The sequence below is a fragment of the Pseudomonas sp. FH4 genome (genome assembly GCF_000510915.2).
GTDB classification, from domain to species: domain Bacteria; phylum Pseudomonadota; class Gammaproteobacteria; order Pseudomonadales; family Pseudomonadaceae; genus Aquipseudomonas; species Aquipseudomonas brenneri.
In genome coordinates, this window is the sequence record NZ_AOHN01000012.1 from 238,774 (window position 1) to 265,301 (window position 26,528).

Annotated in this window: 29 protein-coding genes; 18 read left to right on the forward strand and 11 right to left on the reverse strand. The window is 61.3% G+C overall.

The features are described 5' to 3' along the window. Positions 1 to 159 precede the first annotated feature (159 nt). Positions 160 to 795 (forward strand): C40 family peptidase, encoded by a 636-nt coding sequence (locus H097_RS08020; protein WP_032858798.1) that lies wholly within the window; start codon positions 160 to 162, stop codon positions 793 to 795. A 128-nt stretch (positions 796 to 923) separates the two neighbouring features. Here the strand turns inward: H097_RS08020 and H097_RS08025 are convergent, their stop codons facing one another. Continuing rightward, the gene (locus tag H097_RS08025) at positions 924 to 1,958 is read right to left on the reverse strand and encodes a type IV pilus twitching motility protein PilT (protein WP_032858799.1); all 1,035 of its coding nucleotides are present in this window, start codon (positions 1,956 to 1,958) and stop codon (positions 924 to 926) included. Between the two features lie 57 nt (positions 1,959 to 2,015). Here H097_RS08025 and H097_RS08030 point away from each other — a divergent pair, with 57 nt between their 5' ends. The 9 genes from H097_RS08030 (at position 2,016) to H097_RS08070 (ending at position 8,675) form a co-directional block, all read left to right on the forward strand. Next, complete coding sequence (locus H097_RS08030) at positions 2,016 to 2,702, forward strand: YggS family pyridoxal phosphate-dependent enzyme (protein ID WP_032858800.1); 687 nt, start codon at positions 2,016 to 2,018, stop codon at positions 2,700 to 2,702. Between the two features lie 34 nt (positions 2,703 to 2,736). Next, positions 2,737 to 3,555, forward strand: coding sequence for a pyrroline-5-carboxylate reductase (proC, locus tag H097_RS08035; RefSeq protein ID WP_032858802.1), 819 nt, complete (start codon positions 2,737 to 2,739; stop codon positions 3,553 to 3,555). Positions 3,556 to 3,564: 9 nt separating this feature from the next. Further along, complete coding sequence (locus H097_RS08040) at positions 3,565 to 4,155, forward strand: YggT family protein (protein ID WP_032858804.1); 591 nt, start codon at positions 3,565 to 3,567, stop codon at positions 4,153 to 4,155. 162 nt (positions 4,156 to 4,317) lie between these two features. Continuing rightward, positions 4,318 to 5,457, forward strand: coding sequence for a homoserine O-acetyltransferase (locus H097_RS08045; RefSeq protein WP_032858805.1), 1,140 nt, complete (start codon positions 4,318 to 4,320; stop codon positions 5,455 to 5,457). Between the two features lie 7 nt (positions 5,458 to 5,464). After that, complete coding sequence (metW, locus tag H097_RS08050) at positions 5,465 to 6,085, forward strand: methionine biosynthesis protein MetW (protein ID WP_029300485.1); 621 nt, start codon at positions 5,465 to 5,467, stop codon at positions 6,083 to 6,085. A 21-nt stretch (positions 6,086 to 6,106) separates the two neighbouring features. Continuing rightward, positions 6,107 to 6,541: a DUF4426 domain-containing protein gene (locus tag H097_RS08055; RefSeq protein ID WP_029300487.1), complete on the forward strand. Its 435-nt coding sequence runs from the start codon at positions 6,107 to 6,109 to the stop codon at positions 6,539 to 6,541. Next, positions 6,538 to 7,134 (forward strand): RdgB/HAM1 family non-canonical purine NTP pyrophosphatase, encoded by a 597-nt coding sequence (rdgB, locus tag H097_RS08060; protein ID WP_032858808.1) that lies wholly within the window; start codon positions 6,538 to 6,540, stop codon positions 7,132 to 7,134. Before H097_RS08055 ends, rdgB begins: the two co-directional genes overlap by 4 nt. Beyond that, the gene (gene hemW / locus H097_RS08065; RefSeq protein WP_032858809.1) at positions 7,131 to 8,333 is read left to right on the forward strand and encodes a radical SAM family heme chaperone HemW; all 1,203 of its coding nucleotides are present in this window, start codon (positions 7,131 to 7,133) and stop codon (positions 8,331 to 8,333) included. Before rdgB ends, hemW begins: the two co-directional genes overlap by 4 nt. Before the next feature lie 18 nt (positions 8,334 to 8,351). Beyond that, positions 8,352 to 8,675: a DUF3392 domain-containing protein gene (locus tag H097_RS08070; RefSeq protein ID WP_029300493.1), complete on the forward strand. Its 324-nt coding sequence runs from the start codon at positions 8,352 to 8,354 to the stop codon at positions 8,673 to 8,675. Positions 8,676 to 8,827: 152 nt separating this feature from the next. On the opposite strand, the gene trmB is transcribed toward H097_RS08070, so the two are convergent. From trmB to H097_RS08090, 4 genes are all read right to left on the reverse strand, one after another. Continuing rightward, entirely contained in the window at positions 8,828 to 9,553 is a 726-nt protein-coding gene (gene trmB / locus H097_RS08075; protein ID WP_032858810.1) for a tRNA (guanosine(46)-N7)-methyltransferase TrmB, read from the reverse strand. A 9-nt stretch (positions 9,554 to 9,562) separates the two neighbouring features. Further along, the gene (locus tag H097_RS08080; protein WP_017845016.1) at positions 9,563 to 10,357 is read right to left on the reverse strand and encodes a thiazole synthase; all 795 of its coding nucleotides are present in this window, start codon (positions 10,355 to 10,357) and stop codon (positions 9,563 to 9,565) included. 55 nt (positions 10,358 to 10,412) lie between these two features. Then, complete coding sequence (thiS, locus tag H097_RS08085) at positions 10,413 to 10,613, reverse strand: sulfur carrier protein ThiS (RefSeq protein WP_032858957.1); 201 nt, start codon at positions 10,611 to 10,613, stop codon at positions 10,413 to 10,415. Between the two features lie 78 nt (positions 10,614 to 10,691). Next, entirely contained in the window at positions 10,692 to 11,063 is a 372-nt protein-coding gene (locus tag H097_RS08090; RefSeq protein WP_032858813.1) for a DUF423 domain-containing protein, read from the reverse strand. A gap of 74 nt (positions 11,064 to 11,137) precedes the next feature. On the opposite strand from H097_RS08090, the gene mtgA reads away from it, so the two are divergent. Next, positions 11,138 to 11,860, forward strand: a complete 723-nt coding sequence (gene mtgA, locus H097_RS08095) for a monofunctional biosynthetic peptidoglycan transglycosylase (protein WP_032858815.1) — start codon at positions 11,138 to 11,140, stop codon at positions 11,858 to 11,860. Positions 11,861 to 11,994: 134 nt separating this feature from the next. Here mtgA and rpoH read toward each other — a convergent pair whose 3' ends face one another. The 4 genes from rpoH to ftsY all read right to left on the reverse strand — a co-directional run bounded on the left by rpoH (position 11,995) and on the right by ftsY (position 16,108). After that, positions 11,995 to 12,849, reverse strand: coding sequence for an RNA polymerase sigma factor RpoH (gene rpoH, locus H097_RS08100; RefSeq protein WP_003176698.1), 855 nt, complete (start codon positions 12,847 to 12,849; stop codon positions 11,995 to 11,997). Between the two features lie 114 nt (positions 12,850 to 12,963). Beyond that, on the reverse strand, positions 12,964 to 13,986 hold the full coding sequence (gene ftsX / locus H097_RS08105) for a permease-like cell division protein FtsX (protein WP_032858816.1): 1,023 nt from the start codon (positions 13,984 to 13,986) through the stop codon (positions 12,964 to 12,966). Further along, on the reverse strand, positions 13,983 to 14,654 hold the full coding sequence (ftsE, locus tag H097_RS08110; RefSeq protein ID WP_003213784.1) for a cell division ATP-binding protein FtsE: 672 nt from the start codon (positions 14,652 to 14,654) through the stop codon (positions 13,983 to 13,985). Before ftsE ends, ftsX begins: the two co-directional genes overlap by 4 nt. Further along, on the reverse strand, positions 14,651 to 16,108 hold the full coding sequence (ftsY, locus tag H097_RS08115; RefSeq protein ID WP_032858818.1) for a signal recognition particle-docking protein FtsY: 1,458 nt from the start codon (positions 16,106 to 16,108) through the stop codon (positions 14,651 to 14,653). Before ftsY ends, ftsE begins: the two co-directional genes overlap by 4 nt. Positions 16,109 to 16,449: 341 nt before the next feature. Here ftsY and H097_RS08120 point away from each other — a divergent pair, with 341 nt between their 5' ends. From H097_RS08120 to H097_RS08135, 4 genes are all read left to right on the forward strand, one after another. Continuing rightward, entirely contained in the window at positions 16,450 to 17,805 is a 1,356-nt protein-coding gene (locus tag H097_RS08120) for a pitrilysin family protein (RefSeq protein WP_032858820.1), read from the forward strand. Beyond that, a complete protein-coding gene (locus H097_RS08125; RefSeq protein ID WP_032858822.1) occupies positions 17,798 to 19,288 on the forward strand; it encodes a pitrilysin family protein in 1,491 nt (496 codons plus the stop codon). The genes H097_RS08120 and H097_RS08125 overlap by 8 nt, the downstream gene beginning before the upstream one ends. Then, a complete protein-coding gene (gene rsmD, locus H097_RS08130; protein WP_032858824.1) occupies positions 19,288 to 19,893 on the forward strand; it encodes a 16S rRNA (guanine(966)-N(2))-methyltransferase RsmD in 606 nt (201 codons plus the stop codon). Before H097_RS08125 ends, rsmD begins: the two co-directional genes overlap by 1 nt. Before the next feature lie 124 nt (positions 19,894 to 20,017). Further along, complete coding sequence (locus H097_RS08135; protein ID WP_032858825.1) at positions 20,018 to 21,016, forward strand: hydrolase; 999 nt, start codon at positions 20,018 to 20,020, stop codon at positions 21,014 to 21,016. 55 nt (positions 21,017 to 21,071) lie between these two features. Here H097_RS08135 and H097_RS08140 read toward each other — a convergent pair whose 3' ends face one another. Next, positions 21,072 to 21,926, reverse strand: a complete 855-nt coding sequence (locus H097_RS08140) for a sulfurtransferase (protein WP_032858827.1) — start codon at positions 21,924 to 21,926, stop codon at positions 21,072 to 21,074. Between the two features lie 33 nt (positions 21,927 to 21,959). Further along, complete coding sequence (locus H097_RS08145) at positions 21,960 to 22,631, reverse strand: TetR/AcrR family transcriptional regulator (protein WP_032858829.1); 672 nt, start codon at positions 22,629 to 22,631, stop codon at positions 21,960 to 21,962. Between the two features lie 147 nt (positions 22,632 to 22,778). Between H097_RS08145 and H097_RS08150 the strand changes: the two genes are divergently transcribed. From H097_RS08150 to H097_RS08160, 3 genes are read left to right on the forward strand one after another with little or no spacing between them, the layout of a single operon-like run. Continuing rightward, complete coding sequence (locus H097_RS08150) at positions 22,779 to 24,206, forward strand: coniferyl aldehyde dehydrogenase (RefSeq protein WP_032858831.1); 1,428 nt, start codon at positions 22,779 to 22,781, stop codon at positions 24,204 to 24,206. Positions 24,207 to 24,234: 28 nt separating this feature from the next. Next, complete coding sequence (locus H097_RS08155; RefSeq protein ID WP_032858833.1) at positions 24,235 to 24,780, forward strand: twin-arginine translocation pathway signal protein; 546 nt, start codon at positions 24,235 to 24,237, stop codon at positions 24,778 to 24,780. Between the two features lie 53 nt (positions 24,781 to 24,833). Beyond that, positions 24,834 to 26,429: a GMC family oxidoreductase gene (locus H097_RS08160; protein WP_032858834.1), complete on the forward strand. Its 1,596-nt coding sequence runs from the start codon at positions 24,834 to 24,836 to the stop codon at positions 26,427 to 26,429. Positions 26,430 to 26,528: the final 99 nt, after the last annotated feature.

Sequence of the window (26,528 nt, forward strand, 5' to 3'; positions counted from 1 at the left end):
CTTCCCTCAAAGCCTTGTACCGCCTGACTTGTGTAGGACAATTGCGACGGTTCGTCGCGGTTTTCCTGATTTTGACGTCAAGGTTCAGTCGACAAACGGCCTGAGAAAGACACTAAAAGCTGTTATAAAGTTGCGCGCAAACCAACAAGAGCCTGCCTTATGCGACCATTTTTAAAGACATGGCTAACCATTTGCCTATTAATGCCACTGGCCGCCCACGCCACCAATCGTGAGCAACGACTTCCGAACGTCAATGGTTTCACCCCTAAAGTCCACGCCACTACCAGCTCCGCCAAATCGGTAAAACTCACCGTCAAGCGCCCGACTCAAGTGAGCAAGGCCCACGGTAAAGCAGTTTCCGGCCTGGTTGCGAACAATAACCAGCAAAGCAGCAAAGTCCTCAGCCGTGCGGTCAACGTGCTCGGTACGCCTTATCGTTGGGGCGGCAGCAGCCCAAGTAAAGGCTTTGATTGCAGCGGCCTGGTGAAATACGCCTTCAATGATGTAGCTGCGGTGGATTTACCACGCACCTCCAATGCCATGGCCAGCGGCCACGGGCAGAAAGTCGATCGCAAGGATTTGAAGCCTGGCGACCTGCTGTTCTTCAAGCTCAAGAGCCGCCAAGTCAACCATGTTGCCATCTACCTGGGCAACGACCGCTTCATTCACGCACCGCGGCGTGGCAAGTCGGTCAGCATCGACACCCTGAAAAAGCCGTTCTGGAACAAGAACTACGTGATTGCCAAGCGTGTGCTGCCTAAAGAGCAGAACAACCTGCGGATCGTGCAACGCTGACATTGAATGGGAATGCAGGCTGGCATGGGAGCTGGCTTGTGTGGGAGCTGGCTTGCCTGCGATTGCATCACCTCAGTGTGAATGACACACCGCGCTGCCTGTATCGCAGGCAAGCCAGCTCCCACAGGTCATAACTCTGCGGGCACCCGCGCCTGCTCCCGGGCCTCTTCGCGGCTGACCAGCCCCTGACTGACCAGCCCCTTCAAGCTCATATCCAACGTCTTCATCCCCAACGCCCCACCCGTCTGGATCGCCGAGTACAACTGCGCCACCTTGTCCTCACGGATCAGGTTACGGATCGCCGGTGTACCGAGCATGATTTCATGGGCCGCCACGCGCCCGCCGCCGACCTTTTTCAACAGCACCTGGGACACCACCGCCTGCAGCGACTCCGAGAGCATCGAACGGACCATGGCCTTTTCCCCTGCCGGGAATACGTCCACCAGCCGGTCCACGGTCTTTGCCGCCGAACTGGTGTGCAGGGTGCCAAGCACCAGGTGCCCGGTTTCAGCCGCCGTCAGGGCCAGGCGGATGGTTTCCAGGTCGCGCAACTCACCCACCAGGATCACGTCCGGGTCTTCGCGCAACGCAGAGCGCAGGGCCGTGGAAAAGCTGTGGGTGTCGCGATGTACCTGGCGCTGGTTGATCAGTGCCTTGCGCGGTTCATGGACAAATTCGATGGGGTCTTCAAGGGTGAGGATGTGCTGATGGCGGGTGTTGTTGAGGTAATCGACCATCGCCGCCAGGGTAGTGGACTTGCCCGAGCCCGTCGCACCGGTCACCAGTACCAACCCCCTGGGCAACTCGGCAATGCGCCGGAATATATCGCCCAGCCCCAGGGTTTCGAGGCTCTGGACCTGGGAGGGAATCGTGCGAAACACCGCGCCTATCCCCCGGTGCTGGCGGAACACGTTGGCGCGAAAGCGCGCAACGCCAGGTAACTCGAAGGAAAAATCCGTTTCAAGAGATGTTTCGAAATCCTTTTGTTGATGCTTATTGAGGATCGGGCTGAGCAAGTCCGCAACTTGCGTAGCACTCAATGATGGCCAATCGAGTGGCACCACCTCACCGTCAATTCGCATCCTCGGCGCCAGCCCTGCCGACAGATGCAGGTCGGAGGCGCCCCGGCTGACGCTTGCGGCCAGCAGTTCAGTGATGTCCATAGGGCTATCCATTTCCAGTAGAATGCCGCGGACTCCATATCCACGGGCGCAACTTGAATGTCGACCATAGCAGACAATATTGGCCTGGTTAGTCAGCGGATCCGTGCTGCGGCCCAGGCCGTGCAACGCGATGAATCCAGCGTGCATTTGCTGGCGGTCAGCAAGACCAAGCCCGCGCAAGCCGTGCGCGAAGCCTATGCCGCCGGGATGCGCGACTTCGGCGAGAACTACTTGCAGGAAGCCCTCGGCAAACAAGCCGAATTAACCGACCTGCCCTTGAGTTGGCACTTCATCGGCCCCATTCAATCGAACAAGACGCGCGCTATCGCCGAGAACTTCGCTTGGGTGCACTCTGTGGACCGCCTGAAAATCGCCCAACGCCTGTCCGAGCAACGCCCGGCCGACCTGCCAGCACTCAATATCTGCATTCAGGTCAATGTCAGTGGCGAAGCCAGCAAATCCGGCTGTACACCCGCCGATTTGCCAGCGCTGGCCGAGGCGATCAGCGCCCTGCCGCGTTTGAAGCTAAGGGGCCTGATGGCGATTCCCGAGCCTACCGAGGACCGTGCCGCGCAAGATGCCGCGTTCGCAGCCGTGCGTGACTTGCAAGCGAGCCTGAACCTTGGGCTCGACACACTTTCCATGGGCATGAGCCATGACCTTGAGTCGGCCATTGCCCAAGGGGCCACCTGGGTGCGGATCGGTACCGCCCTGTTTGGCGCCCGCGACTACGGCCAGCCATGAAAATGGCTGACTTCCATCTGAGTAAGGACCTGTCATGAGCAACACGCGTATAGCCTTTATCGGCGCCGGCAACATGGCGGCCAGCCTGATCGGCGGCCTGCGGGCCAAGGGCCTGGAAGCTGCGCAGATTCGCGCCAGCGATCCGGGCGCAGAGACCCGCGCACGGGTGAGTGCCGAGCACGGTATCCAGACCTTTGCCGACAACGCCGAGGCCATCCAGGGTGTCGACGTGATTGTGCTGGCGGTCAAGCCACAGGCCATGAAGGCCGTGTGCGAAGCCCTGCGCCCAAGCCTGGCGCCGCAACAACTGGTGGTGTCGATTGCCGCCGGCATCAACTGCGCCAGCATGAACACCTGGCTCGGCGCCCAGCCCATCGTACGCTGCATGCCCAACACGCCATCGCTGTTGCGCCAGGGCGTGAGCGGCTTGTACGCGACGGCACAAGTCAGCACCGCTCAGCGTGAGCAGGCCCAGGAACTGCTGTCGGCCGTGGGCATGGCCCTGTGGCTGGAAGAAGAACAGCAACTGGATGCCGTCACCGCCGTGTCCGGCAGTGGCCCGGCGTATTTCTTCCTGCTGGTCGAAGCCATGACCGAGGCTGGCGTGAAGCTGGGCCTGCCACGGGACATCGCCGAGCAACTGACTCAGCAAACCGCCCTCGGCGCCGCGCATATGGTGGTGTCCAGCGATGTGGATGCAGCCGAGTTGCGCCGTCGCGTGACATCGCCCAATGGCACCACACAGGCTGCCATCGAATCGTTCCAGGCCGGGGGCTTTGAAGCCCTGGTCGAAAAAGCACTGGGTGCCGCCGCGCACCGCTCGGCCGAACTGGCCGAACAACTAGGTCAATAAGGAGCCAATATGATTGGTTTGAACACCGCAGCCGTCTACGTGCTGCAAACCCTCGGCAGTCTGTATCTGCTGATCGTGCTGTTGCGTTTTGTGTTGCAACTGGTACGCGCCAACTTCTACAACCCTCTGTGCCAGTTCGCCGTGAAGGCCACCCAGCCGTTGCTCAAGCCGTTGCGCCGGGTGATCCCGAGCCTGTTCGGCCTGGACATGTCATCGCTGGTACTGGCGATCCTGGTCCAACTGGCGCTGATGGCCCTGACGCTGTTGCTGACCTACGGCACCACCGGCAACTTCCTGCAACTGATGGTGTGGGCCCTGATCGGCGTGACCGCACTGTTCCTGAAGATTTTCTTCTTTGCCCTGATCATCAGCGTGATCCTGTCCTGGGTCGCACCGGGCAGCCATAACCCTGGCGCCGAACTGGTCAACCAGATCTGCGAGCCCGCCCTGGCGCCGTTCCGCAAGATCCTGCCGAACCTCGGCGGCCTGGATATCTCGCCGATCCTCGCGTTCATGGTGCTCAAGCTCCTGGATATGCTGGTGATCAACAACCTGGCGGCGATGACCATGATGCCGGACATTCTTCGCCTGCTGATCTGACCCTTGTAGGAGCCGGCTTGCCGGCGATGGCACCCGCGAAAACGCCATCGCCGACAAGCCGGCTCCTACAGAAACAAGCCGTCATCAGCCCGGACAAGGTTCGCTTGCCGCTAGCCCCCCCGCTCTTTAGACTTACGCCTCATTTAAACGAGAGCAGGGTCGATGCCAGCTGCCTTCCCCCCCGATTCTGTTGGACTGGTCGTGCCCCAAGTGGCGCACTTCAGCGAACCCCTGGCCCTGGCCTGCGGTCGATCGCTGCCGGCCTATGACCTGATCTATGAAACCTACGGCGCGCTGAACGCCACGGCCAGCAATGCCGTGCTGATCTGCCACGCCCTGTCTGGCCATCATCACGCGGCGGGCTACCACAGCGCCGACGAGCGCAAGCCCGGCTGGTGGGACAGCTGCATCGGCCCCGGCAAGCCCATCGACACCAACAAGTTCTTTGTGGTCAGCCTGAACAACCTCGGCGGCTGCAACGGGTCCACCGGCCCCAGCAGCCTCAACCCGGAGACCGGCAAGCCGTTTGGCGCCGACTTCCCGGTGTTGACCGTGGAAGACTGGGTGCACAGCCAGGCACGCCTGGCCGACCTGCTCGGTGTACGCCAATGGGCGGCGGTGATCGGCGGCAGCCTGGGCGGCATGCAGGCGCTGCAATGGACCATCACTTACCCCGACCGTGTGCGCCATTGCCTGGCCATCGCCTCGGCCCCCAAGTTGTCGGCACAGAACATCGCCTTCAACGAAGTGGCGCGCCAGGCGATCCTCACCGACCCGGAGTTCCACGGCGGTTCGTTCCAGGAAGCGGGCGTGATCCCCAAGCGCGGGCTGATGCTGGCGCGGATGGTCGGGCACATCACCTACCTGTCGGATGACTCCATGGGCGAGAAATTCGGCCGTGGGCTCAAGAGCGAGAAGCTCAACTACGACTTCCACAGCGTCGAGTTCCAGGTCGAAAGCTACCTGCGCTATCAGGGCGAGGAGTTCTCCGGGCGTTTCGACGCCAACACCTACCTGCTGATGACCAAGGCCCTGGACTACTTCGACCCGGCGGCAAACTTTGATGACGACCTGGCGAAAACCTTCGAGGGTGCCAGCGCCAAGTTCTGCGTGATGTCGTTTACCACCGACTGGCGCTTCTCCCCGGCCCGTTCGCGGGAACTGGTGGATGCGCTGATGGCCGCGCGCAAAGACGTCTGCTACCTGGAGATCGATGCACCGCAAGGCCACGATGCCTTCCTGATCCCGATCCCACGTTATTTGCAGGCTTTCAGCAACTACATGAACCGCATTACTTTGTGAGAACGCCATGAGAGCCGACCTGGAAATCATCCAAGACTGGATCCCCGCCGGCAGCCGCGTGCTCGACCTCGGTTGCGGCGATGGCGAACTGCTGAGCTGGCTGCGCGACAACAAGCAAGTCACCGGCTATGGCCTGGAAAACGACCCGGACAACATCGCCCAGTGCGTGGCCAAGGGCATCAACGTGATCGAGCAAGACCTGGACAAGGGCCTGGGCAACTTTGCCAGCAACAGCTTCGATATCGTGGTGATGACCCAGGCCCTGCAGGCCGTGCACTACCCGGATCGGATCCTCGACGAAATGTTGCGTGTCGGCCGCCAGTGCATCATTACCTTCCCTAACTTCGGCCACTGGCGCTGCCGCTGGTACCTGGCCACCAAGGGCCGGATGCCAGTGTCGGACTTCCTGCCATACACCTGGTACAACACACCGAACATTCACTTCTGCACCTTCGAGGATTTCGAAGCACTGTGCAGCGGGCGCGAAGCCAAAGTGATCAACCGCCTTGCCGTCGATCAACAGCACCGCCACGGCTGGGCGAGTAAGCTATGGCCTAATCTTTTAGGTGAGATCGGGATTTATCGGGTCAGCAGTCCCGGCCTGACCGACCATCAGATTGCCGTCTAACCATTTTCGAGGAGGACGATCATGAGTCGCCTGGCTATTTTTCTACTCACCGCCTGCCTGGGCGCCAGTGCCATGGCCGCCGGCCCTATCGACAGTAACCGGCAGAAGGCGTTTGGTGATATCACCGTGCACTACAGCACCTTCACCTCCAGCTTCCTGCAACCCGAGACGGCCCAGGCTGTAGGCGTGGTGCGCAGCAAGAACAAGGGCATGATCAACGTATCGGTGATCAAGGGTGTCGAGCCCGTGGCGGCGCAAGTGACCGGCACGATCAAGGACTTGACCGGCAAGAGTGAAATGCTGACCTTCAAGCAAATCACTGAAAAAGGCGCGATCTACTACCTCGCCCCCTACTCGGTGCCGCAGCAGGAATTCCGCACCTTTACCATCAATGTTGAAACCGGCGGCAAGGCCCACGGTTTCAGTTTCACCCAAGAACTGTTCCCGGCCGAATAATGAACCTGACACAACTCGTACTGGCCAGCCATAACGCCGGCAAACTCAAGGAACTCCAGGCCATGCTCGGCGAGTCGGTGCAATTGCGCTCGATTGGCGAGTTCAGCCAGGTGGAACCGGAAGAAACCGGCCTGTCGTTCGTTGAAAACGCCATCCTCAAGGCCCGCAATGCCGCGCGCATTTCCGGCCTGCCGGCATTGGCCGACGATTCTGGCCTGGCCGTGGACTTTCTTGGCGGCGCGCCCGGCATCTACTCGGCGCGTTATGCCGACGGCAAAGGCGATGCGGCGAACAATGCCAAGTTGCTGGACGCTCTCAAGGATGTACCAGAGGCGATGCGTGGCGCGCAGTTCGTCTGCGTGCTGGCCCTTGTGCGGCATGCCGACGACCCGCTGCCGATCCTCTGCGAAGGCTTGTGGCACGGGCGCATCCTGCATGCGGCCAGTGGCGAGCATGGGTTTGGCTATGACCCGCTATTCTGGGTGCCGGAGCGCAAAGTCTCCAGCGCCGAACTGAGCCCCGCCGACAAGAACCAGATCAGCCACCGCGCCCGTGCAATGGATTTGCTGCGCCAGCGCCTGGGCTTGAAATGACCCACGACACCCCGGCGCTGCCGCTGATCCACGGCGGCGCGCAAACACCTCGGGCGGCCCTGCCAGTGTTGCCGCCCCTGGCGCTGTACATCCACATCCCGTGGTGCGTGCGCAAATGCCCTTATTGCGACTTCAACTCCCACACCGCCAGCCCGGTGTTGCCGGAAGAAGAGTACGTCGACGCACTGTTGGCGGACCTCGACCAGGATCTGCACGCGGTATATGGCCGTGAGTTGAGCTCGATTTTCTTTGGTGGCGGTACGCCAAGCTTGTTCAGCGCCGCGGCATTGGGCCGGCTGCTCAAGGGCGTCGAACAACGTATCCCGTTTACCAGCGATATCGAAATCACCCTGGAAGCCAATCCCGGCACCTTCGAACAAGAGAAGTTCGTGGCTTATCGCAAGCTGGGGATCAATCGCCTGTCCATCGGTATCCAGAGCTTCCAGCAGGAAAAACTCAAGGCCCTGGGCCGCATCCACAATGGCGATGAGGCCGTAAGAGCCGCCGGCATGGCGCGCCAGGCCGGTTTCGACAACTTCAACCTGGACCTGATGCACGGCTTGCCCGATCAGTCCCTGGACGATGCGCTGGGCGACCTGCGCCAGGCCATCGCCCTCAAGCCGACCCATCTGTCGTGGTACCAACTGACCCTGGAACCCAACACAGTGTTCTGGAACCAGCCGCCGACGCTGCCGGAAGACGACACCCTGTGGGATATCCAGGAAGCCGGCCAGGCCCTGCTCGCCGAACACGGTTACGCCCAATATGAAGTCTCGGCCTACGCCCAGCCGGGCCGGCCCGCGCGGCATAACCTCAACTACTGGAGCTTTGGCGACTTTATCGGCATCGGTGCCGGTGCCCACGGCAAGCTCAGCCATCCAGACGGGCGCATCGTGCGCACATGGAAGACTCGCGCACCGAAGGACTACCTCAACCCGGCCAAAAGCTTTCAGGCAGGCATGAAAGAGCTGACCAACGAAGAGTTGCCCTTCGAGTTCCTGATGAACGCCCTGCGCCTTACCGACGGCGTTGAAGCCAGGCTTTACGCCGAACGCACCGGCCTGGACCTGGCCAGCCTGGATGAGTCCCGGCGCGAGGCAGAACAAAGTGGCTTATTGCAGGTCGAACCGTCACGCCTGGCGGCCACCGACCGTGGGCAACTCTTTCTCAATGACCTGCTGCAGAAGTTTTTGAGCTGATCGCTCTAAGGAAATCCCATGGATCTGGTACTCGACCTGCTTGCCACCGTATCCCGCTGGAGCCGCAGTAACCTGTCAGAAATATCCCTGGCGCTCGTCGGCTGCCTGCTGGTGCTGTTCGGCGCCGACATCAAGGGCTGGGTCGAAGCACGCCTGGGCAACATCGCCGGCGCCTTGCGCGTACCGTTGATGGCGCTGCTGTGCATGATCGGCAGCGGTGCTGCGCTGATCTACGCCACGCCGTGGATTGTGCGGGGGTTGAGCCAGTTTAATAACTACAGTTTGGCGCCGGTGTTGTTGGTGGTGCTGGTGCTGATTGGCGTGGTTGCCGACCGCCGCTGACCAAAAGCCCAACACCAAAAAACTGTAGGAGCGAGATTGCTCGCGAAGAACGTTAACGATAACGCAGAGCTATCAGGTAGCCCGCGTCGCCTGTCCGTTTTTCGCGAGCAAGCTCGCTCCTACAGTTGATCGCATTTCAGTCTTCTAGCTGATCAAGCCAGCTTTTCGAACTTCAAATCCCAAACCCCATGCCCCAACCGCTCGCCACGACGCTCGAACTTGGTGATCGGGCGCTCGGCCGGGCGTGGCACACATTGGCCGTCTTCGGCCAGGTTGCGGTAGCCAGGGGCGACGTTCATCACTTCCAGCATGTACTCCGCGTAGGGTTCCCAGTCGGTGGCCATGTGCAGGATGCCGCCCACTTTCAGCTTGCTGCGCACCAGTTCCGCGAAGGAGGCCTGGACGATACGGCGCTTGTGGTGACGGCTCTTGTGCCACGGATCCGGGAAAAACAGCATCAGGCGGTCGAGGCTGTTGTCGGCGATGCAGCGGTTGAGCACTTCAATCGCGTCGCAGTCGTAGACCCGCAGGTTTTTCAAGCCTTGGGTCAGCACGCCGTTAAGCAATGCGCCCACGCCCGGACGGTGCACTTCGACACCGATAAAGTCTTGCTCGGGCGCAGCTGCGGCCATTTCCAGCAGGGAATGGCCCATGCCGAAGCCGATTTCCAGGGAGCGCGGGGCCGAGCGGCCAAACACCTGGTCAAAGTCCACCGGCGCATCGGCCAGGGGCAGGACGAACAGCGGCGTGCCTTGTTCCAGGCCCTTTTGCTGGCCTTCAGTCATGCGCCCGGCACGCATCACAAAACTCTTGATGCGGCGGTGCTTGGACTCGTCGCCTTCTTCCACGGGGTTCGGCGTTTCGTTTGATTCAGTCATCAATGGCTCTTACTTGATCAGACCATCCAGCGGCGAGGAGGCGCTGGCGTAAAGTTTTTTCGGCATGCGACCGGCGAGGTACGCCAGGCGGCCGGCGACAATCGCGTGTTTCATGGCTTCGGCCATCATGATCGGCTGTTGCGCGTTGGCGATGGCCGAATTCATCAGCACCGCTTCGCAGCCCAGCTCCATGGCAATGGTAGCGTCGGACGCGGTACCGACACCCGCGTCCACCAACACCGGGATCTTGGCTTCTTCGAGGATGATCTGCAGGTTGTACGGGTTGCAGATCCCCAGGCCAGTACCGATCAGACCGGCCAGCGGCATGACCGCGATGCAGCCGATCTCGGCCAGTTGGCGGGCGATGATCGGGTCATCGCTGGTGTAGACCATCACGTCGAAACCTTCCTTGACCAGGGTTTCGGCGGCCTTGAGGGTTTCGATCACGTTGGGGAACAGGGTTTTCTGATCCGCCAGCACTTCCAGCTTCACCAGGTTGTGACCGTCGAGCAGCTCACGGGCCAGGCGGCAGGTGCGCACGGCTTCGATGGCGTCGTAGCAACCGGCGGTGTTCGGCAGGATGGTGTAGCGGTCCGGCGGCAGGATATCCAGCAGGTTCGGTTCGCCCGGGTTCTGGCCGATGTTGGTGCGGCGCACGGCTACCGTCACGATCTCGGCGCCCGAGGCTTCGATAGCCAGGCGGGTTTCTTCCATGTCACGGTACTTGCCGGTGCCTACCAGCAAACGCGACTGGTAGGTACGACCGGCCAGGACGAAGGGCTTGTCGCTACGAACGATGCTCATGGGAAATCCTCGCAATGGGTTGAGGTTCTGCAGAATCCGGATACGTGCCGGCAGGCTAGCCGCCGCCGATGGCGTGGACCACTTCGACCTGGTCGCCTTCGGCGAGGGCAGTGTCGGGGTGCTGGCTACGCGGGACGATATCCTGGTTGAGCTCCACTGCGACGCGACGTCCGGTCAGTTCCAGAAGGGCCAGCAGGGCCGCGACGGTTTCACCGTCGGGCAGTTCATAGGGTTCGCCGTTCAACTGAATGCGCATGCCAGGGCCGCCATCGTTTTTAGGGGCCAGCATTCTAGCCTGATCATGACCTGAAGGTCAGCTACAAGCGTCAAGCGGTCATTGCAGGCGCCAGGCGGCCAGGCCAAGGCATAGCCAGCCGATCAGGAACGCCAGGCCGCCGAACGGGGTGATGATCCCCAGCTTGCCGATGCCGATGGTGGTCAGCAGATACAGGCTGCCGGAGAACAGCAGGATACCGATGGTAAACGACACCCCGGCCCACATCACCAGGCGCCCGGGCAGGTGCGCGGCCAGCAAGGCCACGCCAAACAAGGCCAGGGCGTGTACCAACTGATAGGTCACGCCAGTGTGGAAAATCGCCAGGTATTCAGCACTCAGGCTTTTTTTCAGGCCGTGGGCGGCAAATGCGCCGAGGGCAACACCGGTAAAACCGAAAAAAGCCGCCAACATCAGAAAGCCACGCAGCATGAGGAACTCCAGTCAGACTCATTGGACAGGGTCTGTATAATGGCCCGCTCAACGGGTTCGGCCAAGCCATCTCTATGCTGCGTGTCCTCTTCAGTCGTTTTCTCAAAGTCGTGAAATGGTTTGTCATCGGCAGTATTTTGCTGGTGCTGCTGTTTCGTGTAGTACCGCCGCCGTTCACTGCGCTGATGATCGAACGCAAGATCGAATCCTGGGTCGACGGCGAGCCCATCGACCTGCAACGCACCTGGGTGCCGTGGGATGAGATCTCCGACGACCTGAAAGTGGCGGTCATGGCCGGCGAAGACCAGCGCTTCCCCCAGCACTGGGGCTTTGATTTCGGCGCGATCCAGGCCGCCCTGCTGCATAACGAGCGCGGCGGCTCGATTCGCGGCGCCAGCACGCTGAGCCAGCAGGTGTCGAAAAACCTTTTCTTATGGGCCGGCCGCAGTTATTTGCGCAAGGGCCTGGAAGCCTGGTTTACCGGACTGATCGAAATCCTGTGGCCCAAGCAGCGGATTCTTGAGGTGTACCTCAATAGCGTGGAATGGGATGAAGGGGTGTTTGGCGCAGAAGCGGCGGCTCGGCACCACTTTGGGGTGAGTGCCAAGGGGCTTTCGCGGCAGCAGGCCAGCTATCTGGCGGCGGTGCTGCCTAACCCGCGGGTGTGGAGTGCCAGCCACCCGACGGCATATGTGGCGCGGCGGGCGGCGTGGATTCGTCAGCAGATGGGGCAGTTGGGCGGTACAGGCTATTTGAATGAGCTGAACAAAACACGCCAGGCGCCGTGGTCAAACTGACACCACACAAAACCAAATGTGGAAGTAAGCCCGCTCTCACATTTTTGTGACCGCGCTATATTTGAGGTTGTCGACTGCAAACAAAAATGCCCCGATCTTTCGATCGGGGCATTTTTTTGGCCATTCGCTGCGTGTTAGGCGGCGATCGACAGTTTCAGCTTGTTCATCGCGCTTTTCTCAAGCTGACGAATCCGCTCGGCCGACACGTTGTACTTCTGGGCCAGGTCATGCAGCGTGGCTTTTTCTTCTGCCAGCCAGCGCTGGTAGAGAATGTCACGACTGCGGTCGTCCAGCACTTCCAGCGCTTCGTGCAGGTTGTGGTTGGAGTTGTCGCTCCAGTCGGCATCTTCCAGTTGACGCGCCGGGTCGTACCGGTGGTCTTCCAGATAGTTGGCCGGCGATTGGAAAGCACTGTCGTCGTCCGCTTCGGCGGCCGGGTCGAAGGCCATGTCATGGCCGGTCAGGCGACTTTCCATCTCGCGCACTTCCCGCGGCTCCACGCCGAGGCTTTCCGCCACACGGTGGACTTCCTCGTTGTTCAGCCACGCCAGGCGTTTTTTCTGGCTGCGCAGGTTGAAGAACAGTTTGCGCTGGGCCTTGGTGGTCGCGACTTTCACAATGCGCCAGTTGCGCAGGATGAACTCGTGAATCTCCGCCTTGATCCAGTGCACGGCGAACGACACCAGACGCACGCCCATTTCCGGGTTGAAGCGCTTTACAGCCTTCATCAGGCCGACGTTGCCTTCCTGGATCAGGTCAGCCTGGGCCAGGCCGTAGCCGCTATAGCTACGGGCGATATGTACGACAAAACGCAGGTGGGCGAGCACCATCTGCCGAGCCGCCCCCAAATCCTGCTCATAATAGAGACTCTCGGCCAGTTCACGCTCCTGCTCGGGCGTCAGCAAAGGAATGCTGTTGACCGTGTGCACATAGGCTTCCAGGTTCGCGCCTGGGACCAGAGCATAAGCAGGTTGCAAAGAAGTGGTCATACGAAAAAACCTCCGACTCACATAACTCGTGCAGTTCAGCACTGCGAAAATTGACCGGAAACCGTAGGACAAGTTCCCTATAAACGCTGAAAGGTCAATACAAGCAAAAAGACACTATTTCGGCGCCAACTCCCTGAGATGGCGTGCGACTGCGATCCATGCACCGATATAACCCAACAACACCGCGCCAAGCAAGAGTGATAGACCATCGGCAGCGGGTACGCCAGCCAAGGCAAAATCACTGCCATACAAACCGGCCAGGCCGATTACCGCGTCGTTCAGCCAATCCAGGCCAAACGCCAATACGCCCCAGGACAGAATCCCGGCACCGAAGCCATAAAGCGCGCCCATGTACAGAAAAGGACGACGCACATAGCTGTCTGTGCCGCCGACCAGTTTAATCACTTCTATCTCGGTGCGGCGGTTTTCAATATGAAGACGAATGGTATTGCCTATCACCAAAAGTAATGCAGAAACCAGCAACACCGTCAGGCCGAAGACAAACCGGTCGCCCAGCTTGAGAATCGCCGCCAGACGCTCGACCCAGACTAAATCAAGCTGCGCTTGTTGTACCTTGGGCAGTTCAGCCAGTTTTTGTCTTAATGCTTCAAGGGCGGTCTTGTCGACCTCATTCGGCGTGACCAGTACTACGCCCGGCAGCGGGTTCTGCGGCAGCTCCTTGAGCGCCTCGCCCAGGCCCGATTGCTGCTGGAATTCTTCCAGGGCCTGTTCACGACTGATGTACTCGGCATCCGCCACGCCTGGGATGTTCTTGATCTGCTCGCGCAGGGCCTCGCCTTCATTGGCGCTGGCGTCCAGTTGCAGGTACAGGGAAATCTGCGCCGCGCGCTGCCAGGAACCGCCGAGGCGCTCGACATTATTAAGCAGCAATGACAAACCCATCGGCAGGCTCAAGGCCACGGCCATCACCAGGCAGGTAAAGAAGCTGCCAATCGGCTGCTTGCCCAGGCGGCGCAGGCTGTCCACCAGGCTGGCGCGATGGCTTTCGATCCAGGCGTGCAGCAGGGTGCTGAAGTCCGGACCGTCGTCTTCGTCGCGTTTCTTTTTCTGCGGCTGCGGGTCGGCCGGTTTCGGCGCCACGCGCTCGGAGACTTTAGGGCTACGTGTGGCACTCATACGCCAGCCTCCCCATCACCAATCAGGCGACCGCGTTGCAAGGTCAGCATGCGATGGCGCATGCGCGCGATCAATGCCAGGTCGTGGCTGGCAATCAGCACGCTGGTGCCCAGGCGATTGATGTCTTCAAAAACCCCCATGATTTCTGCAGCCAGGCGCGGATCGAGGTTACCGGTCGGTTCATCCGCCAGCAGCAAGGCCGGGCGATGAACGATGGCGCGGGCAATGCCGACACGCTGTTGCTGGCCGGTGGACAGGTCGCCGGGGTACAGGTCGGTCTTGTCCGACAGCGCCACACGTTCCAGGGCCGAATCCACACGCTTGACGATCTCGGCCTTGGACAGCCCGAGAATCTGCAATGGCAGGGCGATGTTGTTGAACACCGTGCGATCGAACAGCAACTGGTGGTTCTGGAACACGACGCCGATCTGCCGGCGTAGAAATGGAATCTGCGCATTACTGATAGTGGCCAGATCCTGGCCCGCCAGCAGCAACTTGCCGGTGGTGGGACGCTCCATGGCCAGCAGTAGGCGCAGCAAGGTACTTTTGCCGGCGCCGGAATGACCGGTGACAAACAAGAACTCGCCACGGCGTACCCGGAAACTCAGCTCATGCAAGCCCACATGCCCATTGGCATAGCGCTTACCGACCTGTTCGAATCGAATCATGAACGCTCCCGCTCGGCAAACAGTGCCTGGACAAAGGGTTCGGCTTCAAACGTGCGCAGGTCATCAATACCTTCGCCGACACCGATATAACGAATCGGCAGCCCGAATTGTTTGGCCAGGGCGAAAATCACCCCACCCTTGGCCGTGCCATCGAGCTTAGTCAACGCCAGGCCAGTCAGTTGCACCGTCTGGTTGAATTGCTTGGCCTGGCTGATCGCGTTCTGCCCGGTGCCGGCATCCAGCACCAACAACACCTCGTGCGGCGCATCGGCGTCGAGCTTGCCGATGACCCGGCGCACTTTCTTCAATTCTTCCATCAGGTTGTCTTTGGTGTGCAGGCGACCGGCGGTATCGGCAATTAGTACGTCGATGTTACGGGCCTTGGCGGCCTGCACGGCATCGAAGATCACCGAGGCGGAATCGGCGCCGGTGTGCTGGGCGATGACCGGGATCTTGTTGCGCTCGCCCCATACCTGCAATTGCTCCACGGCAGCGGCGCGGAAGGTGTCACCGGCGGCGAGCATGACTTTCTTGCCTTCCAGTTGCAGCTTCTTCGCCAACTTGCCGATAGTGGTGGTCTTGCCGGCGCCGTTGACGCCTACGACCAGGATCACGAACGGCTTGTTCTCGGTGATGACCAGCGGTGCTTCCACCGGCTTGAGCATGGCGGCCAACTCGGCCTGCAATGACTTATAAAGTGCATCGGCATCAGTGAGCTGCTTGCGCGCAACCTTCTGGGTCAAGCTTTGGATAATGACGGCGGTGGCTTCGACGCCCACGTCAGCGGTCAGCAGACGGGTCTCGATATCTTCGAGCAGTTCGTCATCAATGATCTTCTTGCCCAGGAACAGGCTGGCCATGCCTTCGCCGATGCTGGCGCTGGTCTTGCTCAGGCCTTGCTTGAGGCGGGCGAAGAAGCCGGTCTTGCTGGTTTCGGCAGGCGCTTCGACAGGTGCAGGTACCAAGGCAGCCTCGATGACTGCGGGTGCAGCGATCACCACCGGAGCGGGCTCGACTACCAGCGGGGCCGGTTCAGCGACGACGGGTAGCGGCTCGACAGGCTCGACAGGCTCGGCAATGGCAGGAATCGGCGGCGCCACATGCTCGGCCTGTACATCCTCGACCAACGCCACAGGCTCTTCAGCCACCGGCAATGTCGGCCATGGCTTGTGCTCTGGCTCTGGCTCTGGCTCTGGCTCTGGCGCAGCTTCCACCACCGGCTGCAAAACCGACTCGGCGATAGGCAACACGACCGGCGCCGGCGCCTCGACGACGGGCTCGGCCACCCGCTCAATCACCGGCTCACTTTGCAGGAGCGGCTGCGGAGCAGGCTCAGGTTGGACTTGCGGCTGTTCGACGACGGTTTCCTGCGGCTTTTTGCGCAGCCATCCAAACAGGCCTTTTTTCTCGCCAGCCGCAGCTGGGTTCTTCTTGTCGTCGTTGGAACCAAACATGGAGGACGGCTATCTCAAGGTAGCGACGCGCCAAGGTGGCGCCCCGGTAAATAATATTCAATGCGCAACAGACTGTTTTTTAGCCAGCTTGTTCATGCGCAGTATTTTGTGAGGCGTGAATACAGCCTCAACAAATCGATTCAATATAGGACTGAAGCGACAAAATCGGCGAAAAGCGGATGAAAACCGGGGAAACCCACCGATAACTCCATCTTTACGACGACTGGATCCGAAACGATATGACCGCCGCAGTGGCCGTCGCTAATACGGATCAGTATCCTAGCACCTCCTCGCCCGCCGACGCTAAGACCAAGCGGGCAGCCCAACAGGTTTAAAAACGAATGAATGCTCTAGCCCGCCGCGCCGCAGGCCTGCTGCTCAGCACAGTTTGTCTGCCCCTTTCAGCTTTGGCTGCCGATCCTCAACCCACCCACGAATTCACTCTGGACAACGGCCTCAAGGTCGTCGTGCGCGAAGACCATCGCGCCCCGGTGGTGGTATCGCAGGTCTGGTACAAGGTCGGCTCCAGCTACGAAACCCCAGGCCAGACCGGCTTGTCCCACGCCCTGGAACACATGATGTTCAAGGGCAGCTCCAAGACCGGCCCCGGCGAAGCCTCGTTGATCCTGCGCGACCTGGGTGCCGAGGAAAACGCCTTCACCAGCGATGACTACACGGCCTACTACCAAGTACTGGCCCGTGACCGCCTGGGCGTCGCCCTGGAGCTGGAGGCTGATCGCATGGCCACCCTGCGCCTGCCGGCCGACGAGTTCAGCCGCGAGATCGAAGTGATCAAGGAAGAGCGCCGCCTGCGCACCGATGACAACCCGATGTCCAAGGCCTTCGAGCGCTTCAAGGCGATGGCCTATCCGGCCAGTGGCTACCACACGCCGACCATCGGCTGGATGGCTGACCTGGACCGCATGAAGGTCGAGGAACTGCGCCACTGGTACCAATCCTGGTACGTGCCGAACAACGCCACCCTGGTGGTGGTCGGCGACGTGACTCCGGACGAGGTGAAAACCCTGGCCCAGCGTTACTTCGGCCCGATCCCCAAGCGTGACGTGCCACCGGCGAAAAAACCGCTGGAGTTGGCCGAGCCGGGCGAGCGCCTGCTGACCCTGCACGTGCAGACTCAATTGCCGAGCGTCATCCTGGGCTTCAACGTCCCGGGCCTGGCCACCGCCGAAGACAAGCGCTCGGTCAATGCCCTGCGCCTGATCTCGGCCCTGCTCGATGGCGGCTACAGCGCGCGCATCCCAAGCCAGTTGGAACGCGGTGAAGAACTGGTGTCCGGGGCTTCGACCAACTACGACGCCTACACCCGTGGCGACAGCCTGTTCACCCTGAGCGCCACGCCCAACCAGCAGAAAAAGAAAACCGTCGCCCAGGCCGAAGCCGGGCTCTGGCGCCTGCTGGACGAACTCAAGGCCAAGCCACCGACTGCCGAGGAGCTGGAGCGTATCCGCGCCCAGGTCATTGCCGGCGTGGTCTACGAGCGCGACTCCATCACCAGCCAGGCCACGGCCATCGGCTCCCTGGAAACCGTCGGCCTGTCGTGGAAACTCATGGATACCGAACTTGCCGAATTGCAGAGCGTGACGCCCGAGGACATCCAGAAGGCCGCACGCACGTATTTCACCCGCGAACGCCTGAGTGTCGCCCATGTCCTGCCAGAGGAGACCACTCATGAGTAATCGCAAAAACAACCGCCTGGTGCTGCCCGGCCTGATCGTCGTGACCCTGGTGGCAGCGGTCGCGGTGTATATCGGTCGCCCGGACGACTCCGTGGCCAGCCCGGCGCTGGAACAGGCCAAGTCCAGCAAGACCCTGCAATCGCTGGCAGAACTGGACGGCAAGAACCCGACCAACCGCAAGCTCAACGTGCAGACCTGGAACACCGCCGAAGGCGCCAAGGTGTTGTTCGTCGAGGCCCACGAACTGCCGATGTTCGACATGCGCATCCTGTTCGCCGCTGGCAGCAGCCAGGACGGCAACACCCCAGGCCTGGCCCTGCTGACCAACGCCATGCTCAACGAAGGCGTGCCGGGCAAGGATGTGGGGCAGATTGCCGCCGGTTTTGAAGGCCTGGGCGCCGATTTCAGCAACGGTGCCTACCGCGACATGGCGCTGGTCTCGCTGCGCAGCCTCAGTGCCGCCGACAAGCGCGACGCCGCCCTCACGCTGTTTGACCAGGTGATCGGCCAGCCGACCTTCCCTGCCGACTCCCTGGCACGGATCAAGAACCAGTTGCTGGCCGGCTTCGAGTACCAGAAGCAGAACCCGGGCAAGTTGGCGAGCATCGAGCTGTTCAAGCGCCTGTACGGCGATCATCCCTATGCGCACCCGAGCGAAGGCACGCCTGCGAGCGTTCCGGCGATTACCCAGGCGCAGCTGCAAGCATTCCACGCCAAGGCCTACGCTGCTGGCAACGCGGTGATCGCGATGGTCGGCGACCTGTCCCGCGCCGACGCCGAGGCTATGGCGGCCAAGGTGTCCGCATCCCTGCCCAAGGGCCCGGCGCTGGCGAAGATCGCCGAACCGACCGAGCCCAAGGCCGGCCTGGGGCATATCGAGTTTCCATCCAAGCAGACGCATCTGTTGTTCGCACAACTGGGCATCAACCGTGCCGACCCGGACTACGCGGCCCTGTCCCTGGGCAACCAGATCCTGGGTGGCGGTGGTTTTGGCACCCGCCTGATGAGCGAAGTGCGTGAGAAGCGCGGCCTGACTTACGGCGTGTATTCGGGCTTCTCGCCGATGCAGGTACGCGGCCCGTTCATGATCAACCTGCAGACCCGCGCCGAAATGAGCGGCGGCACCTTGCGCCTGGTGGAGCAAGTGCTGGCCGACTACCTCAAGACCGGGCCGACGCAAAAAGAACTGGATGACGCCAAGCGCGAGCTGGCCGGCAGCTTCCCGCTGTCTACCGCGAGCAACGCCGATATCGTCGGGCAACTGGGCGCCATGGGTTTCTACAACCTGCCGCTCAATTACCTGGAAGACTTCATGCAGCAATCCCAGGCCCTGACCGTCGATCAGGTCAAGGCCGCCATGAACAAACACTTGAGTAGCGATAAAATGGTGATTGTGACCGCAGGTCCAACCACCGCGCAAAAGCCACTACCGCCCCCCACTGATAAACCTGCCGAGCAACCGCTCGGGGTTCCGGAGCATTAATGGCCAGTCCATCGCGCCCTAAAAAACCTGTCCATAACGTTCACAACGGTGTGGGCCAACTGCGCATCATTGGCGGCCAATGGCGCAGCCGCAAGCTGAGTTTCCCCGATGTGGTGGGCCTGCGTCCTACACCGGATCGGGTCCGTGAGACCTTGTTCAACTGGCTCGCGCCGTACATCGAAGGGGCCAAGGTGCTTGACCCGTTCGCCGGCAGCGGGGCGTTGTTCCTGGAGTCCCTGTCCCGTGGCGCGGCCCTGGGCCAGGCCCTGGACGCAAGCAACGTGGCAGTGTCCAGCCTGCGCGAACACCTGGGCACCCTGCGCTGCACCACCGGTCATGTACAGACCGCCGATGCCCTGCGCTATCTGGAAACCCAGCCGGCCAGTGCATTCGACGTAGTGTTCCTCGACCCACCGTTCAACCAGAACCTGTTGCCGACGGTCTGCGCGCTGCTGGAAGAGCGCCAATGGTTGGCCGATGACGCCTGGGTCTACACCGAAAGTGAAGCTGCGCCTTCGACCCTTGGCCTGCCGGGCAACTGGCGCCTGCACCGCGAGCAGAAATCCGGGCGGGTGTATTACGCGCTGTGGCAACGTACGGCGTAGGAGCGAGCGTGTCTGCGGGCGGCGTTCCGACGAAGGCCGCCAACGATAACGCAGCGCATCTGATAGAGGTGCGTCGCTTGTTGGTTCTTCGCGAGCAAGCTCGCTCCTACAATGATCGGTGTGTATGACGCCTTCATCCAACCGCTTCAGCCCCGCCTTCGGCCTTGGCAACCCCCATCTGCAAACGCTGTGGGGCCCGCTCTGGCGCGCTACCACCCATCTCGATCGCCAGCGCGAACGCCTGTGGCTGGAGGATGGCGACTTTCTCGACCTCGACTGGCATGGCCCGCATGACCCCCATGCGCCGCTGGTGCTGGTGCTGCACGGGCTGACCGGCTCGTCGAATTCGCCCTACGTCGCAGGCCTGCAAAAAGCCCTGGCCGGTCAGGGCTGGGCCAGCGTTGCGCTGAATTGGCGCGGCTGCTCCGGCGAACCCAATCGGCTGGCCCGCAGTTACCATTCCGGTGCCAGCGAAGACCTGGCGGCCAGCATCGCGCACCTGCGGGCCAAGCGGCCGTTGGCGCCGCTGTATGCCGTGGGCTACTCCCTGGGCGGCAATGTACTGCTCAAGCACTTGGGCGAAACCGGCGACAGCTCTGGCCTGCAAGGGGCGGCGGCGGTATCGGTGCCGTTTCGCCTGGACCAGTGCGCCGACCGCATCGGCCTGGGCTTTTCACGGGTCTATCAGAAGCATTTCATGCGCGAGATGCTCGGCTATATCCGGGCCAAGCAACGCCAATTCCAGCAGGACGGACGCGAAGACGCGCTCAAGACCCTGGCCGACCTGGGCTCGCTGGAGAAGATGCGTACGTTCTGGGACTTTGACGGGCGCGTCACCGCGCCGCTGCATGGCTACCTGAGCGCCGAGGACTATTACCGGCGCGCGTCGAGTCGCTACTTTCTAGGCGCGATTCGCACACCGACGCTGATCATCCAGGCGGCGGACGATCCTTTTGTGTTTGCCCACAGCCTGCCCCAGGCCAGCGAGCTGTCGGACTGCACCGAGTTTGAACTACAGGCCAAGGGCGGGCATGTGGGGTTTGTCGACGGTTCGCTGAAACAGCCTGGCTACTACCTGGAGCGGCGGATCCCGCAATGGCTGCTGTCGCAACTCGGTCAATAATGTAGGAGCTGGCTTGCCAGCTCCTACATTGGATTGGGTTTACAGGCCCGGCAACTCAGTCGCCGGTTGCGATTTGTCGCTGCGGATCATTGATCCACTCACTCCACGACCCCGCATACAGCTTACCCAACGGATAACCCGCCAGGCTCAGGGCAAACAGGTTGTGGCACGCCGTCACACCCGAGCCGCAATACGCCACCAACTCATCCGGCGAACGGTCTTGCAGCTTCTGGGCAAACCGCTGCTTGAGCTGCTCCACCGGCAAGAAACGCCCATCACTGCCCAGGTTCTCGTTGAACGCCGCACATTGCGCCCCGGGAATGTGCCCGGCAATCGGATCAATCGGCTCCACCTCGCCGCGAAAACGCGGCAAGGCGCGGGCATCGATCAGGGTCAGGCCTGGCTGGCCCAGGCGTTTTTGCAGGTGTTCGGCATCCAGCAACAGGTGGTTGTCCGGGCTGCCGACGAAGGTTCCAGGCTCGATCTTCGGGGCATCCAGGCTCAAGGGGAAACCTGCGTTGTGCCAGGCCTTCAGCCCGCCATCAAGGATCGACACGCCGTCGCGCTTGCCCAACCACGCCAGCAGCCACCAGGCACGGGCGGCATACGCGCCTGGGCCGTCGTCATACAGCACGATCTCGCTGTCGGCATGGATGCCCCAGGCCTGCAACTGCCGGATCAGTGCCTGGGGCGTCGGCAGTGGATGGCGCCCGGTCACGCCCTTGGTCACCGGCCCGCTGAGGTGGCGTTCCAAGTCAGCATACTGCGCACCTTCGATATGCCCTTCGGCATAGCTGCAACGCCCGTAGTCCGGGTCTTCCAGGGCAAAACGGCAATCGAGGATGACTAAGCCTGCATGCTTCTGGCGTTCGGCCAGTTGTGGCGGGCTGATCAGTTGCGCAAGCGGCATGACGGACTCCTGGAAATACGTTTAGGAAAGGGCTTACTTCACTTCTTCCAGTGCCTGATTCAACGGCACGTAAAACTCCTTGAACAACCCGTCCACGGCCTCTTTAGCCTGCGGCGTGATAAACCCGGCCTCCAGCACCAGCACCTGATACACCCCGCGCTTGATCGCCTCGGCACTCAGGTGCGTGGAGTTTTCATTGGTGGTACACAAAAAACGTACCCAGGAGGTCAGGATGATCCAGGCATTGAGGGTCAGGGCTTCGGTCTGCACCGGGTCCATATTCAGGATTCCGGCCTCGACAAACCCCCGGTAAATCGCGCCGCCCTGAATTAGGCAGCGCTGGGAGAAACGCCGGTAGCCCGTAGCCAGTTCCGGGTCGCTCTCCAGCAAATGCTCAAGGTCACGATGTAAAAAGCGATAGCGCCACATACCGGCCAGCACCGCCTGCAGATAGAAGCGCTTGTCTTCGACCACCATTGCACGCCCCTGTGGCGGGCGCAGGAAGCTGTCCACCAAGGCTTCGTACTCGCGAAACAGCACCGCGATAATCGCCTGCTTGTTCGGGAAGTGGTAGTACAGGTTGCCCGGGGATATTTCCATGTGGGCGGCAATGTGATTGGTGCTGATGCTGCGCTCGCCCTGCTGGTTGAACAGCTCCAGGCTGGTTTGCACAATGCGTTCGCTGGTTTTTACTCGTGGTGCCATGGGGTATCGGCTTCTTGAATCCTGATGCAAACATCTTACGGTCTATCCCTGCCAGGATAAAACTGCATGTTGCTGCGAAGGCATTTGACAAAATAGAGTAATGACTCTAAAAACGCAGTTATACCAATAACAATCAGGAACTGCGCCATGCCTGCCAACGTTGCCTACCTGCAAGATTCCCAGGCGCTGGACCAACTCCAGGACCTGTTTGACGCCCAACGGCGCGCCTACGCAGGTAACCCGATGCCGTCGGCGGCGCAGCGCCAGCAGTGGCTCAAGGCCTTGCGTGACCTGCTCAGCGACGAGCGCCAGGCGCTGATCGAGGCCATCAGCAGTGACTTCAGCCATCGCAGCGCCGATGAAACCCTGTTCGCCGAACTGATGCCCAGCCTGCACGGCATTCACTACGCCAGCAAACACCTCAAGGGCTGGATGAAACCGTCGCGCCGCGCTGTAGGTATAGCCTTCCAGCCGGCGTCTGCCAAAGTTATCTATCAACCGCTGGGGGTCATCGGGGTGATCGTGCCCTGGAACTACCCGTTGTATCTGGCCATCGGCCCGTTGGTCGGTGCGTTGGCGGCGGGCAACCGGGTGATGCTCAAGCTCAGCGAGTCCACCCCGGCCACCGGTCAATTGCTCAAGACCCTGCTGGCGAAAATCTTCCCCGAAGACCTGGTATGCGTGGTGCTCGGCGAAGCGGAAGTGGGCATGGCGTTTTCCAAACTGCCTTTCGACCACCTGCTGTTCACTGGCGCTACCAGCATCGGCAAGCATGTGATGCGCGCCGCCGCCGAGAACCTGACCCCGGTCACCCTGGAACTGGGCGGCAAATCCCCGGCCATTGTCTCGGCGGATGTACCGCTCAAGGACGCCGCCGAACGAATCGCGTTCGGCAAGGCACTGAATGCCGGACAAACCTGTGTGGCGCCGGACTACGTGCTGGTTCCAGAGGACCGGGTAGAGGGCTTCGTCGAAGCCTACACCCAGGCGGTACGTGGGTTTTATCCGACACTGACCGATAACCCGGACTACACCGCCATCATCAACGAGCGACAACTCGCCCGGCTCAATGCCTACGTCAAGGACGCCACCGACAAGGGCGCGACCCTGGTGCCGCTCTACGACCAGGGCCAAGCCCGGCGCATGGCCCATAGCCTGCTGCTGAATGTCAGCGATGAGATGACCGTGATGCAGGACGAGATTTTCGGCCCGGTGCTGCCCGTCGTGCCCTATCGCGGGATCGACCAGGCCTTTGCCTACATCAACCAACGCCCTCGCCCACTGGCGCTGTATTACTTCGGCTACAACAAGGCCGAACAGAATCGCGTACTCCACGAAACCCATTCCGGCGGCGTGTGCTTGAACGACACCCTGCTGCATGTGGCCCAGGACGACCTGCCGTTCGGCGGCATCGGCCCGTCGGGCATGGGCCACTACCATGGCCATGAAGGCTTCCTCACCTTCAGCAAGGCCAAGGGCGTACTGATCAAGCAGCGCCTGAACGCGGCGAAGCTGATTTACCCGCCGTATGGCAAAGCCATCCAGAAACTGATCCAGAAGCTGTTCGTGCGCTAAAACCGTTATCACCGGGACAACAATAAAAATGAACCCTAGCCTGACTGAATCACCCGCGCTGTCGCGGCGCGGCGTCTTGAAAATCGGCCTGTGCGCCAGCGCTTTCCTGGCGACCGCCGGCCTTGGCGCCAGCCTCAGCGGCTGCTCCAGCAGCACCCCCGCCAGCGGCTTTGCCATGTTGCGCAACAGCGACCTGCCGTTTCTGCGCGCGGTAATCCCGGTGTTGCTGGAAGGGGCGGCCAGCGCTGAGGTCGTGACCGCAGGGATTGAAGACACGCTGAAAAAACTCGATTACAGCCTGCAACACCTGTCGCCGGAGATGTTCAAGCTGACCCAGCAGTTGTTCGACGTGCTGGGCATGGCGGTTACCCGTGGCCCGCTCACCGGCGTCTGGGGCAGTTGGGAAAACGCCAGCAGCGAGCAGATTCGCAACTTCCTGCATCGCTGGGAAAACAGCTTCCTCAACCTGCTGCGCATGGGCCACGGCTCGCTGCTCAAGTTGGTGATCATGGCCTGGTATTTCCGGCCTGGGTCCTGGGCCCATTGCGGGTACCCCGGGCCGCCGAAGATCTGACCGTGATAGCTCCTACACGTCATGACCGCTGATAAAAATAAGAGAACAAGCTGATGCCCGTACCTGATGTGTTCCGCGATGGCATGGCCCGCGGCTGGAAAACCCACAATGGCGCCGCCCTTGACCAGGACCTGACCCTGGAGGCCGATGTCGCAATCATCGGCAGCGGCGCGGGCGGTGGCACCACCGCCGAAATCCTCAGCGCAGCGGGCTACAAGGTGCTGCTGATCGAAGAAGGCCCGCTCAAGACCAGCAGCGACTTCAAGCTGCTGGAAGACGAGGCCTACGCCAGCCTGTATCAGGAAGGCATCGGGCGCATGAGCAAGGACGGCGCCATCACCATCCTGCAGGGCCGCGCGGTGGGTGGCACCACGCTGATCAACTGGACGTCGAGTTTTCGCACACCCGACCCGACGTTGTCCCACTGGGCCAGCGAGTACGCGGTCGCGGGTCACAGCAGCGCCGAGATGGCGCCGTGGTTTGAAAAGATGGAGCAACGCCTGGGCATCGCACCCTGGGCCCTGCCACCCAACCCCAACAATGATGTGATCCGCAAAGGCTGCGAAAAGCTCGGCTACAGCTGGCACGTGATCCCACGCAACGTGCGCGGCTGCTTCAACCTGGGCTATTGCGGCATGGGCTGCCCGGTCAACGCCAAGCAATCGATGCTGGTGACCACCATTCCCTCGACCCTGGAGCAAGGCGGCGAGCTGCTGTACCTGGCCCGCGCCGAGCGCCTGAAATTCAGCGGCGACACCATCACCAGCCTCGAATGCGTGGCCATGGACGCACGCTGCGTAGCGCCTACCGGCCGCAAGATCACGGTCAAGGCCAAGCATTACGTGCTGGCCGGCGGCGGTATCAACAGCCCGGCGCTGCTGATGCGCTCCGACGCGCCCGACCCGCATGCACGCCTGGGTAAGCGCACCTTCCTGCATCTGGTGAATTTTTCCGCAGGGCTGTTCGACGAGGTGATCAACCCGTTCTATGGCGCGCCACAGTCGATTTACTCCGACCACTTCCAATGGCAGGACGGCACCACCGGTAAAATGTCCTACAAGCTTGAAGCGCCGCCCTTGCACCCGGCCCTGGCCAGTACGTTGTTCGGTGGTTATGGCACGCAGAACGCTCTGGACATGAGCCAGTTGCCCAAGACCCATGCGATGCTCGCGTTGCTGCGGGACGGGTTCCACCCTGATAGCCAGGGCGGCAGCGTCGGCCTGCGGGGCGATGGCACGCCGGTACTCGACTATGAGGTCTCGCCCTATGCCTGGGATGGCCTGCGCCGGGCCTTCCACAGCATGGCCGAAATCCAGTTTGCCGCCGGTGCCAAGTCGGTCAAGCCGCTGCACCATGACGCACGGTACGTCAGCACACTGGCCGAAGCCCGCAGCCTGATTGACGGCCTGAACCTGGAACTGCACCGCACTTGCCTGGGCAGCGCCCACGTGATGGGCGGTTGCGCCATGGGTGAAGAGGCGAAAAACGCCGTGACCGACAGCCTCGGAAGGCATCACCAGTTGCGTAACCTGTCGATCCACGATGGTTCATTGTTCCCCACCAGCATCGGCGCCAACCCACAACTGTCGGTGTATGGCCTGACCGCGCAACTGGCGACGGCACTGGCCGAACGCCTGAAAACAGCATGAAAAACCGATGATGGCCCCCTGTAGGAGCGAGCTTGCTCGCGAAGAACCCATAGGCACCGCGGGCTATCTGATAGCGCTGCGTTATCGTTGACGTTCTTC